Annotated in this window: 19 protein-coding genes; 7 read left to right on the top strand and 12 right to left on the bottom strand. The window is 48.8% G+C overall.

Annotated elements, in window-relative coordinates; all coding sequences use genetic code 11:
* Positions 1 to 4: 4 nt before the first annotated feature.
* The 3 genes from B5D63_RS12745 to B5D63_RS12735 are packed head-to-tail and all read left to right on the top strand — an operon-like array spanning position 5 to position 2,032.
* On the top strand, positions 5 to 751 hold the full coding sequence (locus B5D63_RS12745) for an MBL fold metallo-hydrolase (RefSeq protein ID WP_200816998.1): 747 nt from the start codon (positions 5 to 7) through the stop codon (positions 749 to 751).
* Positions 738 to 1,643: a helix-turn-helix domain-containing protein gene (locus tag B5D63_RS12740; RefSeq protein WP_235021527.1), complete on the top strand. Its 906-nt coding sequence runs from the start codon at positions 738 to 740 to the stop codon at positions 1,641 to 1,643. Before B5D63_RS12745 ends, B5D63_RS12740 begins: the two co-directional genes overlap by 14 nt.
* A 38-nt stretch (positions 1,644 to 1,681) precedes the next feature.
* Positions 1,682 to 2,032, top strand: a complete 351-nt coding sequence (locus B5D63_RS12735) for a nuclear transport factor 2 family protein (protein ID WP_235021526.1) — start codon at positions 1,682 to 1,684, stop codon at positions 2,030 to 2,032.
* Positions 2,033 to 2,091: 59 nt separating this feature from the next.
* On the opposite strand, the gene B5D63_RS12730 is transcribed toward B5D63_RS12735, so the two are convergent.
* From B5D63_RS12730 to B5D63_RS12695, 8 genes are all read right to left on the bottom strand, one after another.
* Positions 2,092 to 2,463: a hypothetical protein gene (locus B5D63_RS12730; RefSeq protein ID WP_143312892.1), complete on the bottom strand. Its 372-nt coding sequence runs from the start codon at positions 2,461 to 2,463 to the stop codon at positions 2,092 to 2,094.
* A 123-nt stretch (positions 2,464 to 2,586) separates the two neighbouring features.
* The gene (locus B5D63_RS12725; protein ID WP_078669172.1) at positions 2,587 to 3,306 is read right to left on the bottom strand and encodes a hypothetical protein; all 720 of its coding nucleotides are present in this window, start codon (positions 3,304 to 3,306) and stop codon (positions 2,587 to 2,589) included.
* A 100-nt stretch (positions 3,307 to 3,406) separates the two neighbouring features.
* A complete protein-coding gene (locus B5D63_RS12720) occupies positions 3,407 to 3,964 on the bottom strand; it encodes an RNA polymerase sigma factor (protein WP_078669171.1) in 558 nt (185 codons plus the stop codon).
* 245 nt (positions 3,965 to 4,209) lie between these two features.
* Positions 4,210 to 5,172, bottom strand: a complete 963-nt coding sequence (locus tag B5D63_RS12715) for a transketolase family protein (RefSeq protein WP_078669170.1) — start codon at positions 5,170 to 5,172, stop codon at positions 4,210 to 4,212.
* Between the two features lie 51 nt (positions 5,173 to 5,223).
* Positions 5,224 to 6,252, bottom strand: a complete 1,029-nt coding sequence (gene galE / locus B5D63_RS12710) for a UDP-glucose 4-epimerase GalE (RefSeq protein WP_078669169.1) — start codon at positions 6,250 to 6,252, stop codon at positions 5,224 to 5,226.
* Between the two features lie 31 nt (positions 6,253 to 6,283).
* Positions 6,284 to 7,156 carry a glucose-1-phosphate thymidylyltransferase RfbA gene (gene rfbA, locus B5D63_RS12705; protein ID WP_078669168.1) on the bottom strand — a complete coding sequence of 291 codons (873 nt, stop codon included), beginning with the start codon at positions 7,154 to 7,156 and terminating at the stop codon, positions 6,284 to 6,286.
* A gap of 147 nt (positions 7,157 to 7,303) precedes the next feature.
* Entirely contained in the window at positions 7,304 to 8,305 is a 1,002-nt protein-coding gene (locus B5D63_RS12700) for an inorganic phosphate transporter (protein WP_078669167.1), read from the bottom strand.
* Between the two features lie 41 nt (positions 8,306 to 8,346).
* Positions 8,347 to 8,997, bottom strand: coding sequence for a DUF47 domain-containing protein (locus B5D63_RS12695; RefSeq protein WP_078669166.1), 651 nt, complete (start codon positions 8,995 to 8,997; stop codon positions 8,347 to 8,349).
* A gap of 181 nt (positions 8,998 to 9,178) precedes the next feature.
* Here B5D63_RS12695 and B5D63_RS12690 point away from each other — a divergent pair, with 181 nt between their 5' ends.
* From B5D63_RS12690 to B5D63_RS12675, 4 genes are all read left to right on the top strand, one after another.
* On the top strand, positions 9,179 to 10,006 hold the full coding sequence (locus tag B5D63_RS12690; protein ID WP_078669165.1) for a UDP-2,3-diacylglucosamine diphosphatase: 828 nt from the start codon (positions 9,179 to 9,181) through the stop codon (positions 10,004 to 10,006).
* A gap of 259 nt (positions 10,007 to 10,265) precedes the next feature.
* Complete coding sequence (locus B5D63_RS12685) at positions 10,266 to 10,640, top strand: hypothetical protein (RefSeq protein WP_143312891.1); 375 nt, start codon at positions 10,266 to 10,268, stop codon at positions 10,638 to 10,640.
* Between the two features lie 226 nt (positions 10,641 to 10,866).
* The gene (locus B5D63_RS12680) at positions 10,867 to 13,683 is read left to right on the top strand and encodes a TonB-dependent receptor (RefSeq protein WP_078669163.1); all 2,817 of its coding nucleotides are present in this window, start codon (positions 10,867 to 10,869) and stop codon (positions 13,681 to 13,683) included.
* A 73-nt stretch (positions 13,684 to 13,756) separates the two neighbouring features.
* Positions 13,757 to 15,148: a hypothetical protein gene (locus tag B5D63_RS12675; protein WP_078669162.1), complete on the top strand. Its 1,392-nt coding sequence runs from the start codon at positions 13,757 to 13,759 to the stop codon at positions 15,146 to 15,148.
* Positions 15,149 to 15,253: 105 nt separating this feature from the next.
* Here B5D63_RS12675 and B5D63_RS12670 read toward each other — a convergent pair whose 3' ends face one another.
* Genes B5D63_RS12670 through B5D63_RS12655 form a run of 4 tightly spaced genes read right to left on the bottom strand, consistent with a single transcriptional unit; the run spans position 15,254 to position 18,378 of the window.
* The gene (locus B5D63_RS12670) at positions 15,254 to 16,324 is read right to left on the bottom strand and encodes a cytochrome-c peroxidase (RefSeq protein WP_078669161.1); all 1,071 of its coding nucleotides are present in this window, start codon (positions 16,322 to 16,324) and stop codon (positions 15,254 to 15,256) included.
* A gap of 24 nt (positions 16,325 to 16,348) precedes the next feature.
* Positions 16,349 to 16,630 carry a YHS domain-containing protein gene (locus B5D63_RS12665; RefSeq protein ID WP_078669160.1) on the bottom strand — a complete coding sequence of 94 codons (282 nt, stop codon included), beginning with the start codon at positions 16,628 to 16,630 and terminating at the stop codon, positions 16,349 to 16,351.
* 17 nt (positions 16,631 to 16,647) lie between these two features.
* Positions 16,648 to 17,457, bottom strand: a complete 810-nt coding sequence (locus B5D63_RS12660; RefSeq protein ID WP_200816997.1) for an MbnP family protein — start codon at positions 17,455 to 17,457, stop codon at positions 16,648 to 16,650.
* A 12-nt stretch (positions 17,458 to 17,469) separates the two neighbouring features.
* Entirely contained in the window at positions 17,470 to 18,378 is a 909-nt protein-coding gene (locus B5D63_RS12655; RefSeq protein WP_078669159.1) for a transporter family protein, read from the bottom strand.
* Between the last annotated feature and the right edge of the window lie 73 nt (positions 18,379 to 18,451).

The following is an 18,451-nucleotide window of genomic DNA, read 5'->3' as shown; positions in this document are numbered from 1 at the left end:
CATCATGGCACGAATTATTCCATTATCAGAAGGTTCATTTACGGTAGACGCTACCAAACGGTTTTCTCCTTTCAGACTGGGCACAGATAATCTGCAGGACCGTCCGCACGGTTCCCTGTTGGTAGAGATACAGCCTTTTCTGGTGATCACTGACCGTGACTATATATTGTTTGACGCCGGGTTGGGTTTCCGCAACGAAGACGGCGTATTGCAGATCCATCAGCATCTGATAGACCACGGCATTAATCCCATGGAGATCACCAAGGTGCTCATGAGCCATCTGCATAAAGACCATTCCGGGGGCGTATCCGCCGCAGATCCTATTACCGGGGAGCGTACCCTCACTTTTCCCAACGCCACCTATTATGTCAACAATGAAGAAATGCTGTATGCCATGGAGCATGCCGGCAAATCCTATCTGGCAGAAGATATCGCATTGCTGCAACAGCGTGATAATGTGGTGTTCACCACCGGCAACGGCACTATCGACGGGTATATTCACTATGAGCTGACGGGCGGTCACTGTCCTTATCACCAGGTATTCCTGGTGGATGACGGCGAGGACAAAGTATTTTTTGGCGGCGATGTGGCTCCACAGATTTCCCAGATGCGGAGCCGCTTTGTAGCTAAATATGATTACGATGGCAAACGCAGTATGGAACTGCGCCAGGAGTTTATGGAGCGTGGTAAGCAGGAAGGATGGACTTTCCTCTTCTATCACGATACCAAAGAGCCTTTTGCCAAATTCTGAGAAAAAGGAACAGGAGCATACCCCTATGTACACCTTGTATGACCGCTTTACTTTAACAGGGCAACACCATATCAGGACATGGGAGCAGCAGGGCCACAGCTGGGCTGCTTACAGCAATTACCGGCAACCGGCCGCTCATGGGCTGTACATACCGCACCCGGTGCTCAACCTGGTGGTACGTGGTGAGAAAAGAATATACGACGGCTTGCAGGTGCATCGCCTGCGGGCCGGCGATGTTTTCCTGATACCGTCGGGCAGTGTTATCTGTTCAGAGATACTGCAGCCATCGGAAGACTATGCCAGTATCAATTTTTTCCTGCCGCCGGACCTGCTGGCAACACATTATGCTTCTGCGGCTACCGGCAAGTATGTAGCGGGGGCTACGCAGACCCTTTCCGCTTCTTTGCAGTGGCAACAGCTGACACAGGCGTTGCTGCGCGATTTCCGGGAAGACGGCGCTATGCCCGCGTATGAGAATATGATGGACCGGGTATTGCATTTATTGCAGCAGGAGACTGCCGTGGTGAAAGCGGCGCTGGCCGGCCGGCCGTCTGTTTCCATGCAGCAGGTGATGGACCGGCTGCATAAAAACATGCAGGAAGTGCGGTTGCTGGAAGAGGTGGCCGCGATGGGAAATATGAGCCTGGCTACCCTGAAGCGACGTTTCCGGGAGACTTATCAATGCAGCCCTATGCAGTGGATATGGGCCAGGCGGTTGCAGATGTCGGCGTTGTTATTGCGCACTTCAGACCTGCCTGTACCGGAGGTGGCCTATAGCACCGGGTTTGAGGACCTTTCCCATTTTTACCGGCAGTTTCGCCGGTGTTTCGGTGTAACGCCTGTACAGTGGCGTCGCGGAGAAATTGAGCTTCTCAGCCAATCCTCCCGGTAGTAAAACCCCTACCTTGTTCTTTCAAAAAAGTGATCATAATGGAAAACATGACCTCCTTTGGGCATGCCTGGGTAGCAGCCTGGAACAGCCATAACCTTGATGAAGTGATGTCGCACTATTCACCGGACATTACCTTTTACTCTCCTTTTATACAGAAAATCAATCAAGATCCGGAAGGTTGTATCCGGGGTATTGAGCAGCTGCGCGCTTATTTCAGCAGGGCGCTGACGGCTTATCCTGACCTGCATTTTGAATTGTATCACATACTGGAAGGCGTGAATTCCGTTGTGCTGTATTATAAAAGCGTGAATAATTTACTGAGCGCGGAAATGATGGTGCTGAAAGACGGCAAGGTGGTGGAGGTAAGGGCTCACTATAAAGCGCAGTAACGATGGCGGGTTAGCATACAAAAAGGGAGATCAGATTGATCTCCCTTTTTTATGATGGATTAAGGTCTTTTTCTGAAATTACCGCGTTGATTAATTCTGTTGAGGCGTTGATTGTTCAGGTGATTGATCATGATGTTCCTGAATTCCCGCTCGCTTTTGAAAACTGCGCCGGCTTTGCGGGCTGGCAGTACGCGCTGAAATTCGTTGGTATACCTGGATTTGATGTCGTACATCCTTTTTTCATAGCCGAGGTCATTGTCCATATTTCTCCTGGCAACGTCATCGGGGTCTGACAGTTGTTTGTCCTGCTGCCTTTTGTTATGGCGATCAGCGATGAGTGTTTCCACTTCTTTCGTATAGTTTTTGTATACCGGCCAAAACTTCTCTGCTTCTTCGGCGGAGAGGTTCAGTTTCTGGGACAGGTACTGCATCTGAAGGCTTTTTATTTTTTCAGATGCTTCATCAGATGTCGGCTTTTGTGCCTGGGTTATGGCACTGGTCAACATAAGCAGGACAATCCCTATGGTTATAAAATTAAAGCGTTTCATGCATCACTACTGGTTAGGTAATACCTCTTTGAAGGATGAATGTTGCAGGTATTGTTCGATGGCTGCGGGCGGAATCTCTTCATTCAGTTGTTGTTGCAGGGATTCCGGGGCAGCGTCATCGGCAAAGCCGGCAAAGATAGCATCGTTATCAAAAGCATCCGTATGGTTTTGGAGATAGTATTCAATGTCCTGGGTGTCTATTCTTTCCAGTTGTTTTTCCACGTTGAAGCTGCTGTCCCGTTGCAGGAAGAGAATGGCGGTGGTACTGGTGAAGGTGATCAGGCAGGCGGCCACGGCGTATTTCAGCCATTTTTTTACCGGATTCCGATGTACAGCGCGTAGTGATGGCGTTACAGGAACGGGCGGTATGGCAGCCAGGGTACCGAAGTATGTTGCGGGCACAGTAAAGGGAACCTGTTTGGGTATCGCCGCCAGCAGCGGGGATATCTCCTCCAGTTCGGCATGGACCGGGTTTTCTCTGGTAGTATGTATCCGCCGGAGGATGGTTTGCGGGAGTTCCTCAAAATAGCCTGTGGGTACTGAAAAAGGATGATGAGGCGTGGGTGCGCCTATGTGGTCGGGTTGCAGTAAATGAACCTGCTGCAGCACTACATCCGGCAGCCGGTCAAAATAACCGGCCGGCACCGTAAAGGGTGCATCGGCGGGCCAGTTGGCATCCGGCGCCAGTTGTTTTAATTCATTGCTGATATGTTCGTGCTTGTTCATATACAAATTTTAGACAGGTCACTGCTTCAATAGTTTAATGAGATTTTAATCTTTTGTCAAAAAACTTTAAAGACAGCTTAAAACCGGGAGTGGCGGGTTGTCAGACATCTGATCCTTTGATAAAATCCTCGATTTTTTTGACTGCATGGTGATAAGATGCTTTTAGTGCGCCTTCCGACGTGTCCAGCACTCTGCTCATTTCTTCGTAGGGCATTTCATCGTAATATCTTAGGTTAAACACAATTCTCTGCTTTTCAGGTAGTTGCAATATTGCCTGTTGTAATTTCCACTCCAGTTTGTTGGCATCAAACTGGGTATCGGCTTTCAGTTTATTATTGAGACCGTCTTCCACTTCGGAGAGGGATACGGCGAATTTACGTTTTTGTTGTTCGAGAAACGTCAGGCATTCGTTGGTGGCTATTTTATATAGCCAGGTAAAAAGCTGGGCGTCTTCCCGGAAGTTTTCCAGGTTTTTCCAGACCTTGATGAAAACATTTTGCAGCACATCATTGGCGTCATCGTGAGAGATGACGAGCCGCCGGATGTGCCAGTAAAGTCTTTCCTGGTACTTCCGGATGATCTGGGTGAAACCCTGTTCACGGGTTTCCGGCATCCGGTATAGCGCCAGGAGTGTTTTATCGTCCTGTGTAACGGCCATAGGTTAAATGGTTCTTGGACAGGTTTTATTTTCCTGAATATAAAGAAAAAACTCGCTGTCAGGTACTTTAATGATGGTATAAAGTATTGTTGCTTCTATGATATCTATAAAATGAAAAGGTTTAACCGGGGGGTGGGGTATTTCCGGGAAGGTCCGGGATTTAGTGGTCTTGCAGGAAGCCGGTTAATAGAACAGCCCATGAACGCGGGGTTCATGGGCTGTTGTCAGTTATTTATGCGCGTGCATTATTGTTTTTTCCGTTGCATGGCTTTTTCAGCGGCGGCAACGATATGTTCTGCATCGAGGCCGTATTTTTTCAGCAGTTCCACTGGTTTGCCGCTTTCGCCGAAGGTATCGTTGGTGCCGATATATTCGATGGGCACAGGGATATGGCGGGCAGCTACCTGGGCGATGCTGTCGCCGAGGCCGCCGAGTACGTTGTGTTCTTCGGCAGTGACTGCGCAGCGGGTTTTGCTGAGGGATTTGATCACAGCGGCTTCGTCCAGCGGTTTGATGGTGTGGATGTTGATGATTTCCACGCTATAGCCTTTTTCTTCCAGTATTTTACCGGCTTCAACGGCTATCCATACGAGGTGGCCGCAGGCGAAGAGGGTTACATCGGTGCCTTCGTGCAGGACCTGGGCTTTACCGATCTGGAAGTCCTGGTTTTCTGCAGTGAAGTTCGGCCATTTTGGACGGCCAAAGCGGAGATATACCGGTCCTTCGTGATCGGCGATCGCGATGGTAGCGGCTTTGGTCTGATTAAAATCGCAGGGCACGATCACGGTCATGCCGGGCAGCATTTTCATCAGGCCGATATCTTCGAGTATCTGGTGGGTAGCGCCGTCTTCACCGAGGGTGAGGCCTGCGTGGGAGGCGCATATTTTCACGTTTTTATTGGAATAGGCCACAGACTGGCGGATCTGGTCATATACCCTGCCGGTGGAGAAATTGGCGAAAGTGGTGGTATATGGTATTTTTCCACCGATGGTCATGCCTGCGGCGATGCCGATCATATTGGCTTCTGCGATGCCTACCTGTACGAAGCGGTCGGGGAATTCTTTCACAAAAGCGTTCAGCTTCATGGAACCGAGCAGGTCGGCGGTCAGTGCTACTACATTGGGGTTTTTGCGGCCCACTTCCAGTATGCCCTCACCGAATCCGGCGCGGGTTTCTTTTTCGTTCAGCGGTTGAATATCTTTTACCATTGCGGTCTGTTTAAAATTGAGGCGTAAAAGTAAACATTTAATGTCAGGATGTTAGTTGCTCAGTACTTTATTGCGGAGGCTTACTTCCCACTGCCATGCGGTGCGCATACAGTCTTCTATACCAATTTCCGGTGTCCAGCCGAGTTTTTCCTTGGCGCGGGAGTTATTGGCATAGATGGCGATCACGTCGCCCGGGCGGCGTGGGCCTGTAGTATAGTTGAGTTTCACACCGGATATTTTTTCGAAAGCTTTGATGGCTTCCAGTACGGTTACGCCGTTACCGGTGCCGAGGTTAAAGATTTCGCAGTTGGAGGTGTTTCTGTGTTCAATGAGATATTGCAGGGCCCGGGTATGTGCGTTGGCGATATCCGTTACGTGGATATAGTCGCGTACGCAGGAGCCGTCCCGGGTATCGTAATCTGTACCATACACCACCATTTTCGGGATTTTGCCGATGGCGGTCTGCGTGATCACCGGTACCAGGTTATCAGGCTTGCCGAGAGGCAATTCGCCGATGAGACCGGACGGGTGGGCGCCAACGGGGTTAAAATAGCGCAGGAGGATGGACTGGGTTTCATTTACCCGGCTGTAATCCTCGATCATCTGTTCACCCATTTGTTTGGTGCGGGCATAAGGAGATTGTGCTTCACCCAGTGGTGTTTCTTCCACTACCGGCAGGGCGTTGGTATTGCCATATACAGAGCAGGAGGAGGAGAACACGAAATGGGGAATATTAAATTCCTTGATGCATTTCAGCACGTTGATGAGGGAAGTGAGGTTATTATGAAAGTATAACAGGGGATCTGCTACAGATTCAGGGACGGTTTTGAGGGCGGCGAAATGGATAACGCCTACAATGTCCCTGTTTTCATGGAAAACCGCGTGGGTATCTTCCAGGTTGCAGAGGTCCACTTTGTAGTTACGTACTTTTTTACCGGTAATTTTTTCCACGCCATCCAACAGCTGTGTGGAGCTTCTGATGTTGCTGTCAACAGAAACTACGTCGAAGCCATGATTGATTAAATCTACTATAGTATGGGAGCCAATGTAGCCACAACCACCCGTAACAAGAACCTTCATGATAATATCAGATTTACGTTTTAATGAGATGTCAGATCATTTTTTGTTCCAGTACTCTTTCGAGATACTGACCATAGCCGCTTTTCAGCAATGGTTTGGCCAGTTCCTTCAGCTGGCCGGCGGAGATAAAGCCTTTGCGGTAGGCGATTTCCTCGATGCAGGCTATTTTGATGCCCTGTCGTTGTTCGATCACCTGTACAAACTGGGAGGCCTGCATCAGGGAATCGAAGGTGCCGGTGTCCAGCCATGCTGTTCCGCGGGGTAAGATAGAAACTTTTAACTTGCCGCGCTTCAAATATTCTTTATTCACATCTGTGATTTCGTATTCGCCGCGTGCGCTGGGTTGCAGGTTTTTGGCGATCTCCACGACTTCGTTATCGTAGAAATAGAGGCCGGGCACTGCGAAGTTGGATTTGGGCTTCGTGGGTTTTTCTTCGATGGACAATACACGCATGTCTTCGGAGAACTCCACCACGCCGTATCTTTCGGGGTCAGACACCTGGTAGGCGTATACGATGCCGCCGTTGGGTTCCGTATTATCAGCCAGTTGTGAGCCGAGGCCGGCGCCATAGAAGATGTTGTCGCCCAGTACCAATGCCACGCTGTCTTTTCCGATAAACTGTTCCCCGATAACGAAAGCCTGTGCCAGTCCGTTGGGCTGTGGCTGTTCCGCGTAGGACAGGTTCAGTCCCAGCTGGCTGCCGTTGCCGAAGAGGCGCTGAAAGAAGGGCAGGTCGTGCGGCGTGGAGATGATCAGGATATCTTTTATGCCTGCCAGCATCAGGGTAGACAGCGGGTAGTAGATCATGGGTTTATCGTATACCGGCATTATCTGCTTGCTGATAGCGTAAGTGATGGGATGTAATCGGGTACCGGAGCCGCCGGCCAGGATAATTCCTTTCATGCGTAGATCAGTTTTGATTGGATGTTATAGGCTTCTTTAGAAAACCGCACAAAAATAGTCGCTCTAATCCACATGACGGCATTTTTATGCAAAAAAAGCTCTCCGTTACGAACGGAGAGCTTTTTAATATTATTATATAACATTATGTTAGATAAAGATGCTGGCGATGAGATAGGTCACTGCTGCCAGCAGGCCACTGATCGGGATGGTCAGCACCCAGGCCCAGAGGAGGCTGACGGTAACGCCCCAACGAACGGCTGACAGCCTTTTGGTGGCGCCTACCCCCATGATCGCACCGGTGATAACGTGGGTGGTGCTGGCAGGGATACCGAGGTGTTCGGTCAGGAACAGGGTTATGGCGCCGGAAGTTTCAGCAGCCACACCTTCGAGCGGGGTTACCTTGGTGATACGGGTACCCATGGTCTTCACGATTTTCCAGCCGCCGCTCATGGTACCGAGGGCGATACAGGTGAAGCAGGCCAGCGGGATCCAGTCGGGCATCGCCTTGATATTGGGAATATAGCCGGCGGCCACCATGGCTGCTGCAATGATACCCATTACTTTCTGGGCGTCGTTACTGCCGTGGCCCAGGCTCAGGGCGGCGGAAGAAGCCAGCTGCAGGCGTTTGAACCAGTTTTCTGCCCGGAAGGGATTGGCCTTGCGGCAGATATTCACAATAATAATGGTAATGATAAAAGCCACCACCATACCGATGAGGGGCGCCAGTACGATAAAGTACACGATAGGCAGCACCTTGTGGTAATTGATCACATCGAGGGTGCCGGCGCTGGTAACAGCGGCGCCAATGAAGCCACCGATGAGGGTGTGGGAGGAGCTGGAAGGAATACCCAGCCACCAGGTGAACAGGTTCCAGGTGATAGCGGCTACCAGCCCGGAGAAGATCACCTTGAGGGTGATGAACTGTTCAAATACGGAACTGGCCACGGAGTTGGCCACTTTAAACTCGCCAATAACGTACTTGGCGATAAAAAAAGCCGCAAAGTTAAAAACTGCGGCCCAAAGCACTGCCTGAAAAGGCGTCAGCACCTTGGTCGACACGATAGTGGCTATAGAGTTGGCTGCATCATGGAAACCATTGATATAGTCAAATACAAATGCCAGTATTACAATTATTACTAATAAAGTCATGGTAACACGAGGATTATGCGGTCAGGGCGATATACCCTTTCTCAGGAATATTTGATTATAATGGTTTCAATAACGTTAGCGCAGTCTTCGCACTTGTCGGTAGCGATTTCCAGCGCCTGGTATATTTCACGCATTTTAATCAGCTCTGCGGCATTTTGTTCAGTGTCAAACAGGTCGGCAATAGCGCGGTCATAGATATCGTCGGCATGATTCTCGAGACTGTTGATTTTTACGCAGGCATCGGTGATAACGCGCATATTCTGCATGTTACGCAGCTCAGGGATGGCTTTGTGCAGCTCCAGCACGCCGAGGTGGATCAGCTCAGCGAGTTTGCGGATGCTCTCGTTCAGTACGCTCACCTTGTACAGGTCGATCCTTTTGGCAGAACCGTGAATGTAGTCGGCAACGTCGTCCAGTGTGGCAGCCAGATAGTGGATATCTTCCCGGTCAAACGGCGTGATGAAGTTCTGGCCCAGCTCTACAAATATACGGTGGGTATAATCATCGTTTTTATGCTCCAGCCTCTCGATCAGGTGCACTTTGTCCTTACGTACGGCCGCATCATTGGTCGCTACCAGTTCGTTGAGTACCTGGGCCATTTCCACGAGGTTGGAAGCCACGTCTTCAAATAAAGAATAGAATACCCGGTCTTTCGGCATGAATAGTTTAACAAAGGAATTGAAGCCTCCCATACGTTTGAGTTTAAAAATTTGCCGCAAAAATAGCTTTCAGAATCAATCGGAGCCAGAAAAAAACGTGAATTAATAATTCCTTAACACTGGATTAATATAAAAGTAATATAGCAATTTTTCCTTTGTATAAGAAATTATAATCATAAACAGGTACCTGCAACCCTGTTACATTTTCACATAGATGTCTGACAAACGCGCATTAGATATAGTCGTTATCTCCGACGTCCACCTCGGGATATACGGCTGCCACGCTAAAGAGCTGGTCCAGTACCTGGACAGCATAGATCCCCGCATTATGGTGCTCAACGGAGACATCATCGATATCTGGCAGTTCAGCAAACGTTACTTCCCCAAAGCCCACACCAAGGTGATCCGAAAGATACTGAAGATGATCGGCAAAGGAACGGAGGTGTACTACCTGACCGGCAACCACGATGAAGCCCTCCGCAAGTACGCCGGCTTTGAGCTGAGCAACTTCTCCATCGATAACAAGCTGATACTGGACGTAGACGGTAAAAGACACTGGTTCTTCCATGGCGATGTATACGACGTGACCATGAAAAACTCCAAATGGCTGGCCAAACTGGGAGGGAAAGGTTATGATCTGCTGATCATCATCAACCGCCTGGTCAATAACATCCTGGAAAGCATGGGCCGCGAAAAGATGTCTTTCTCCAAAAAAGTCAAACAAGGAGTGAAATCTGCCGTGAAATTTATCTCCGATTTTGAGCAGACGGTTGCCGAAATAGCAGTGGACAAAGGATTTGATGTAGTCTGCTGTGGCCATATCCACCAGCCACTGATCAAAGAGATGCCCGTAGGCGATAAAACCGTGACCTACCTGAACTCGGGCGACTGGGTGGAGAGCCTTACCGCCCTCGAATATGCCCATCAGCAATGGACCCTGTACCAGCACCCTGTTACCAAAGCCAAAACCGTTCTCCCCGAAGATGAAGATGACGCCTCCCCCGACTGGGACCCCAAAACATTTTCGGATTTAGCCATTTAGACATTTTGTTATTTAGCTATTTAGCTATTTAGCTATTTTGATATTTTGTTATTTTATTATTTGATCGTTTAAATTTTAAAATAATCAAATAATAAAATATTTATATATTTATTGGGATTTTCACATAATCATAACAAGTGCTTAATATTAAATTAAAAGTAGACTTCTAAGTTTGCTTATAAACTATTCAGAAAACCTATTTGGAAGCGCAGTAAATGAAGATTGATCAGCAATGAAAGTACTTAAACTACACCCATTAATGACAATATCCCTCTTACAGATGCAAATTCAACGTTTGTTATCCTGTAATGTAGCGGTATATGTACGCCACTCCCTGGCCAATGCCTTTGACACCCTGAGAGAAGCCGGTTTTGAAGATGAAACCCTGGTAGAATACCCTATCGATGAAACGCTCAGTCTGCGTGAATTTGAAGAAGACCTGGAAGAACGTTTCAACTTCAGCCTCGAGCTCTGCAATAAAGACAACAAGCCATTCACCAACAAAAGTCAGCATCTTTTTCAGATATCCTCCGCTATACAGGATAAAAGAGAAGAGCGCAACTACCAGCTGGATATCTCACTGGACATGTTGATGAACAACAACAGACCCACGCCGCCTTCTTATCTGATGTAGCACCCGTCCGCTGTTCCGGCCTTTCCAGATCCCTTGTTGACAATACCCTGTCCTATGCCTGTTTCGTATATTCGTTCCTGTTAACAATACCATAAACATTTCTTAACAATTAACATACTGGTAACGTCAGCTTAATACTGCGTTAATGCATCGCCGATAATTTTGCCACCGATATTAAAACGGGATTAGAACAAGATTAAAACCGTATAAAACAAAACCAAATATCGTGAAGGGCTTCTTATCTGTACCTCTGTTATTGCTGACTTTATTTCAATTTATTTTTACGGAAACAGCACTGGCGGGAGATCCTGCAAAGCTGACCGGGAAAGTGACGGACAAAAAAACCGGTGAGGCGCTCATCGGCGTTACCATCGTGGTGCAAGGCACCGGCAAAGGCGCCGTCACCGACGTGGAAGGACGCTACTCCTTTAATATGGAGCCGGGCACCTACACCCTCGACTTCAAATACATGGGATATCAGACCAAATCGATCTCCGATGTAATCGTGAAAGCGGGTCAACCTACCTCCCTGGACATTATTATGGATGAACCCAAATCCAAAGAACTGCAGGAAGTAGTGATCAGAGGGTCCTTTAAACAGGAAACCATCAACGCGCTTTACGCCGCACAGAAAAATAATGCGGTCGTATCTGATGGTATCTCCGCCGACCTCATTAAAAAATCTCCCGATAAAAATACCGGTGAAGTCCTGAAACGTGTGAGCGGCACCAGTATCCAGGATAATAAATTTGTAGTAGTACGCGGACTGAGCGAGCGGTACAACACCACGCTCATGAACAACGCCCAGATGCCCAGCACCGAGCCGGACAAAAAAGCATTCTCCTTTGATATCATCCCCTCCGGACTGATCGATAATATCACCATCTATAAAACTGCTTCCCCCGATCTGCCAGGCGATTTTGCCGGCGGCGCGGTGAAAGTGAGCACCAAAGACTTCCCGGACCAACGTTTCCTGGACCTGTCGCTCAGCACCGGTTACAATACCCAGACGACTTTCAAAGATTTCTATACTGCGCCTCCAAAAGGAAAATATGATTTCCTGGGCTTCGACGACGGTTCCCGCGCATTGCCGGACGCATATAAAAATGCGGCCAAAGGCAACTATACCCTGCTGGATGATGCAGAGAAAATCGCTATCGCCAAACAGTTCCCCAATACCTACAGCAGCGGTAAACGCAATGGCAAAAGCCGCCCTCCCATCGGCGTGCAACTCTCCATGGGCAACGCCTGGCAGGTGAAAGAAAAGAACCGGTTCGGCTATATTTTTGCTGTCAACTATGGCAACAGCAATAAAAGAAACGTGCGGGAACGCAGCGAAAAAAACGTCAGCGAGCACCTGTTCGATTTTAACGACGACGTATACACGCAGTCCAGCAACCTGGGCGCGGTACTGAATTTTGCCTACAATTTCAGAAAGAGCAAGATCGCGTTGAAGAACTTTTATAATAATGATTTCAATACGGTGTTTACCCGCAGAACAGGATTGGTGTTTGATAACAATGCTGGCCAGCCGCGGTTGAGCTATAACAACGAAACCACCCAGAACAGCCTGTATAACTCCACCCTCGAAGGGCAACACGTAATTGGCAACGATAAGCTGAACATGGACTGGAACCTCTCCTATGCACGTTCTTCCCGTAATCAGCCTGACCAGCGTATCCTCTCTTTTCAGAAATACGATGGCAACGATTATTATTCACTCACGCTTTCCGGAGAGAACAACCCTGCCATCAGAGATGCAGGACGTGTTTACACCAAACTGACTGAAAATATCCTCGGCGCCAATCTGAACTTTTCTGTACCGTTTAAATTATTCGGAGAGAACCAGAAGTTCAAATTCGGCGGCATGAAATCATACCGTAGCCGTGATTTTTCCGCTGTTGCGCTCGGATACGCCACCGCTGCTTCAAGAGCAGAGATTCCGCTGGACAAAGGCGTTACGGTGGACAATATCTTCAGCAACGAAGACATTGACAAATACAGCATCCTGCTGGCAAAGATCGATGCCAACAATAAAGACTACAAAGGCACTGCCGACCTGACCGCCGGTTACCTGATGTTTGACAACAAGTTTACAGACGCATTGCGGCTGGTGTGGGGCGCCCGCGTAGAATCATATGTACAGGAACTGAAAACTGCCGGTCAGGCTACGCAGCGTTATGATAACGTGGACGTATTGCCTTCCGCCAACCTCACTTATGGTGTGACCGAAAAGAGCAACCTGCGCCTGTCTTTCTCTCAAACGGTTAACAGGCCCGAGTTCAGAGAACTGGCTAACTTCAGGTATTATGATTATGATAATGAATTCCTGATACAGGGTAACGAATACCTGAAACGCAGCACTGCCACTAACGCTGACTTGCGCTGGGAAATGTTCCCGGGCGCAGGCGAAGTGATCTCTGCTTCCGTGTTCTATAAAAAATTCAAGAACCCGATCGAACAGACCAATGACGGGAATAATATTCTTTCCTACAACAACGCCAATAGTGCTACTGACTACGGCGCAGAGATTGAACTGAGAAAACGCCTGAATTTTATCTCCGGTGCAAAGGTGTTTGATAACCTGGTGTTCTATGCCAACGCTGCCTACATTTACTCCAAAGTAGATTTGCCGGGCGCTGTTGACCCCGATAAAAAAACACCGCTGCAGGGACAGTCTCCCTATCTGATCAATGGCGGTATCTCCTATGCTCCTGCTGATAATAATTTCTCGCTCAACCTGCTGTACAACAGGATCGGACAGCGGTTACGCTTCAGAGGTACCAACGCCGGCCTTGACACTTATGAAAAGCCGAGAGATATCCTGGACCTGCAGATCAGCAAAAAAGTGTTCAAAAACGCAGGGGAATTAAAACTGAATATCTCAGACATTTTTGCCCAGCCTATAGCACTCTATTACAAGTTTCCCGGAAACAACAAAACAGCATACGTAGCCGGTAAGGATTACATCATCAGCTCACTCAAGCCGGGCACCACTTTCACGATTACGTTCAAGTATAATTTTCTGTCCAAAGTAAAGTAACAATTAAATAACGCGGGTGTCATATTCCCGTAAAGGTGACTATTGATATTTGTAAATCAAATAATTAAGCAGTATGAACAAAAATTATGTATTGGCTTTAATGGCTGCTGCCACTACTTTTGCAGCCTGCAGTAAAAATGATGACAACAATACAACTCCGCCTCCCTCCGGCAACAGCGACACTGTAATGGTAAGAGGTAAAATCACTGCCAACCAAACATGGTCTAAAAACAAGACTTATGTACTGCGTGGTTATGTATATGTAGATAATGCCACCCTGAACATCGAAGCTGGTACAAAAATCATCAGCATGCGTGATTCTGCCGGTGTGTTATTGATATATAAAGGTGCACAGATCCAGGCTAACGGTACCGCTGAAAATCCGATCGTATTTACTTCCGGTCATACAGAGAAAAAACCGGGCGACCTGGGTGGTGTGATCCTGGTGGGTAAAGCTATCGGCAACGGTAACCACGCTAAGCTGGAAGGTAATATTGACGCGGCTTATTCTGCGTTCGGCGGTACCCAGGACGATGACAATTCCGGTAGCATGCAGTACGTAAGAATTGAATACGCTGGTAAAGCAGTAGCGGCCAATGATGAAATCAACGGTCTGTCATTGTACTGCGTTGGTAATAAAACAACCCTGAACCACATTCAGGTCGTGAATGGTCTGGATGATGCCTACGAATTCTTTGGTGGCAGCGTAAACGCCAAATACCTGATCGCCTACAACTGCGCTGACGACGACTTTGATATGGATGATGCTTATCACGGTATGATCCAGTTCGCCGTGTCTGTGAAACAACCTTCTTTCACTGACAAAAAATCTGACGGTGACGTGTCCAACAACTTTGAAGTAGACAACACCAACCCGAAGAACCTGCCCATCACTACTACGCCTACCACTTTCCCGATCCTGTCCAACTTCACCGCTATCGGCCCTAACAATGCTGCCGGTACCAGCGCTGACTATGGTTATGGCATGCGTTGGAGAAGAGGTGCCAAGTTCGTGCTGGGTAACTCTATCATCATGGGTGCGAAAAAAGCAGCTTTACGTATAGACGATAACGTAACCCTGGGCTTTTATGCTGACGCTACCAGCGGTCTGAAAAACAGCCTGCTGCACGGTACTACCGACCTGTTCGCCACTGCTGACGGTTCCGGTACCGTGGTACTGGACGCTGCAGGTCTGCAGAACCTGGTGACCGGCCGTGACGCTACCAAAGTTTTTGCTGCTGCTAACGCTGGCGATATCAAACTGAAAGATCCTTTCAATAACAAAACTCCTGATCTGGCGCCTCAGACCGGTTCTCCGGCGATCGCTAATGATCCTGCCAAATTCGACGGCAAACTGGCGGACGCTTTCTTCGAGAAAGTGAAATTCCTGGGTGCTGTTGATCCGGCTAACGACTGGACCAAAGCCAAATGGGTTGCCTGGGACAGAATCGTAGTAACACAGTAGTATTTTTTTTAGATTTCATAAGCTGTATTTACACCGTCCTGGTTTATACCGGGACGGTTTTTTTTATAAAACACGCGGGCGTATCAATCGATACGCCCGTGTGTTTTAGTCTCCCTGCACAAACCCCGGCGGCGGCGCAAACCGTTCATCGGTGATAAATCCTTTGTCACTGAGGGTTTTCAGAAATGCTATCAATGCCTTTTTATCATTATCTCCCAGTGAAAAACCGTTTTTAAAGAGCGGGTCCAGCGTGGCGGTGGCGTAAAAACCGTTGTCATAGTGGTTCATCACGCTTTCCAGGCTGCCAAAGCGGCCGTCGTGCATATACGGCGCCGTCAGGGCCACATTGCGCAGCGATGGTACTTTGAATTTGTATAGGTCTTCGTCGAGCAGGGTTATTTTGTAGCGTCCGGAGTCGGTGCCGAAAGGCCGCGGCGCCACGCCGTTATTGCGGAAGCTGTTGTCAGTGAATAACGGTGGCTGATGACAACTGGCGCAGCGTTGTTCAAACAGCGCAAGCCCTTTCTTTTCTTCTTCGCTGAAGGTCTCTTTACCGGCCATGAAGCGGTCGTACCGGGAATCTGCGCTCACCAGCATGACCATGAACTGCGACAATGCTTTGAGCGTACGCGTACTGTTGATGCCGGGCGATCCGAAGGCTTTTTCAAACAGTTGCTGGTAACGTGTATTCCGTTGTAGCTTCCCAATCACATTGTTCATTTTGTCGTCCATCTCCACCGGGTTTTCGATGGGGGCGATGGGCTGGAGATCGAGATCATGCACGCCGCCGTCCCAGAAGAAGGTAGTGGACCAGGCCATGTTCTGGATGGGAGGCGAGTTACGGGTGCCGAGGCGGTCGTCTATGCCGTGACTGACATCGTGGCCGTGATGCGTAAAGGCGTTGGCCTGTATATGGCAGCTGGCGCAGCTGATGGTGCCGTCGCGGCTCAGGAGGCCGTCGTAGAAGAGGACTTTGCCGAGGGCAAAGCCATCCGTGGTAACGGGATTATCGGCCAGGCGGTAGGCGGGTTCGGGGAATCCGGCCGGCTTCACAAAAGAGATGTTTTTAGCCGGTTCCGGTTTTGTTTCGGTATTGTTTTTACTGCAGGCGGTGAGGATAAGAAAGGAGAGTAAAGGCAATACAATGCCGCTACCCCACCTGTAACGATGACGCATAAACGAATAATTGATAAGGAATGCTTACTTCTTCAGCTTGGCCATGTATTTATCCGGCGCTTTGAGGAAGACTTCCTTACAGGTGATGGAACAAAAGTGAATGGTGTCTTTCTGATAAACGGTCCACTCCTTGTAGGCGGTGTCGTAAGGCATTTCGCATACAGGGTCGGGCAATTTATCGCTGACTACGGTTGCTGTTGCAGCGGGTACTTCGGGCATGGGTGCATCTTTTGTTTCAGCTGGTTTGCTGTTCTGATTGCAGGCGAGAGCCAGGAGGACGCTACAGGTTAAGATCAATTGTTTCATGATAGAATTAGTTAATGTTATTCGTTATGCACGTGATCAATGTTAAACATTTGTGTGTAATTATCCGCGATTTTTGCGGAAAATGGCGATACCATTACATCCGGATTAGCGGCGATGCTCACGTTGGTGGTGCCGTTCAGCATTTTCAGCGCATCGGCAAAGAAATGGATTTGGGCTTTGCGGTCGCGGCGGACGATGGCTTTTCCGTTGTTGGGAATGGTGAGGGTTACCTCCCGGGTATTATTGAGCGTACGTGGTCCGTTGTTGAAAGTGCCACCATAAAGACCAATATGGTAACGGAATTGTTTTTGTGCATCTGTAGATGCCGGGGAACTGCCTTCGAGTTTGGCGAAGATGTAGCCACTGTTCCAGCTCCAGTACATACCATATCCACCTTCTGCCGGATCAAGGTCTCCCGGGCGTTTTTTGATATCCATCACATTCCGGGCGCTGTCCACGCCAATCATGAATTTTACCTGTGTGTAATCACCAGCCGGTACATTGTAAAGGGTTCGGAAAGCGGTACTTTTTACATCTTCCCGGATCAGGAAATAGGAACTATCCTGCGGTACGGTGTACACTTTGCCGGTTGCAGTGATAAACCGGAAATTGCTGACATAGTAATTGAAAGCGCTGATGGTAAGCTGTTCCCCGGCGGCGTTGCGGTACTGCTGATTATTCAGGATCAGGTCATCTGTTCCGGCGCGGTTGTCGAATTCCAGGACCACGACACCTTTCTCGTTGGGGTCTGTAACGGGCGTGGTGCTGTCTTTGGAACAGGAGGCCAGTACAGCGATCAGGCTAAAGAGTAAAATATTTTGCTTCATAATGAGTTTGTTTTAAAAGAAGAAGTTAACGGTGGCGGATAATCGGGTGTATGTTTTATTATAACCGGCTGACAGGTGCTGGTACACGGGTAGCTGGGCCTGCACGCCGGCGGAAAAGCGTTTGAAGTATACATCAGCGCCTATGCTGGTATGCAGCATATCGCCACCGGTATATTCCTTTGTTTTATGCAGCTCGTGGTCACCGGAGGCATGCTCGTACATCAGACCGGCGTAAGGTTGCACGGCCACTGTTTTGCTGACAGGCTGATAGAGAAATCCACGCAGGGAGGTATTAAAACGGTTCCCGAACCGGTATTCTTCTTTGTTGGTGGTGTTGATGCGGTAGCTGGCGTCTGTATTGATGCCCCATTTACCGCGTCTTACAGTGTATACGGCGTTCACCACGAAGTCGGTGCTGCGGCTGCCGGGCTGGAAGTTCTGGTAGATGTTACCGCCTTCGTCAGGGATGCCGGTCCTGCCCGTAGGGAGTTTGATTCCACCGCCGGCCTGGAATACATGGTGCCATTTTTTGCCCAGGTCCCAGTTATTATCGATGAAGGTGTAGTTGGCCATCAGGGTGATGTCGCCGAGGCCGGAGACCGTGGTAATGCTTTTTCCTTCCTCTCTCCTGAAATACTGAAACGGTACGAAAGCAAAGAACTGTAGTCTTTTGGTAGCGTACCATCTTCCCCACAATTCTGTAGTATGGTAGAATTCACGGGATTCATGGTTGGAGGTATTGCCCAGCTCCATGGGGTGGGTAGATTTGAACTGCCGGTATCCGTACCGGAGACCGATAAAATTTTTATGGTACTGTGGCAGAATGCCCAGCTGGTAGCCGCTGGCGGAACATCCACAGATGTCGCAGGCCATGACGGATACAGGCATGAGAATAGCCATGATGAAAAATAATTTTTTCATTGCAAGGGTTTAATCGACAAAGTAATAGCGGTATCGGCTACACGTAAGTGATAGCGATAACATTGACAACCGC

Source organism: Chitinophaga eiseniae, assembly GCF_900167135.1.
Taxonomy (GTDB): domain Bacteria; phylum Bacteroidota; class Bacteroidia; order Chitinophagales; family Chitinophagaceae; genus Chitinophaga; species Chitinophaga eiseniae.
Note: the sequence above shows the minus strand (reverse complement) of the source record. Positions and strands in the feature narration are given on the sequence as shown.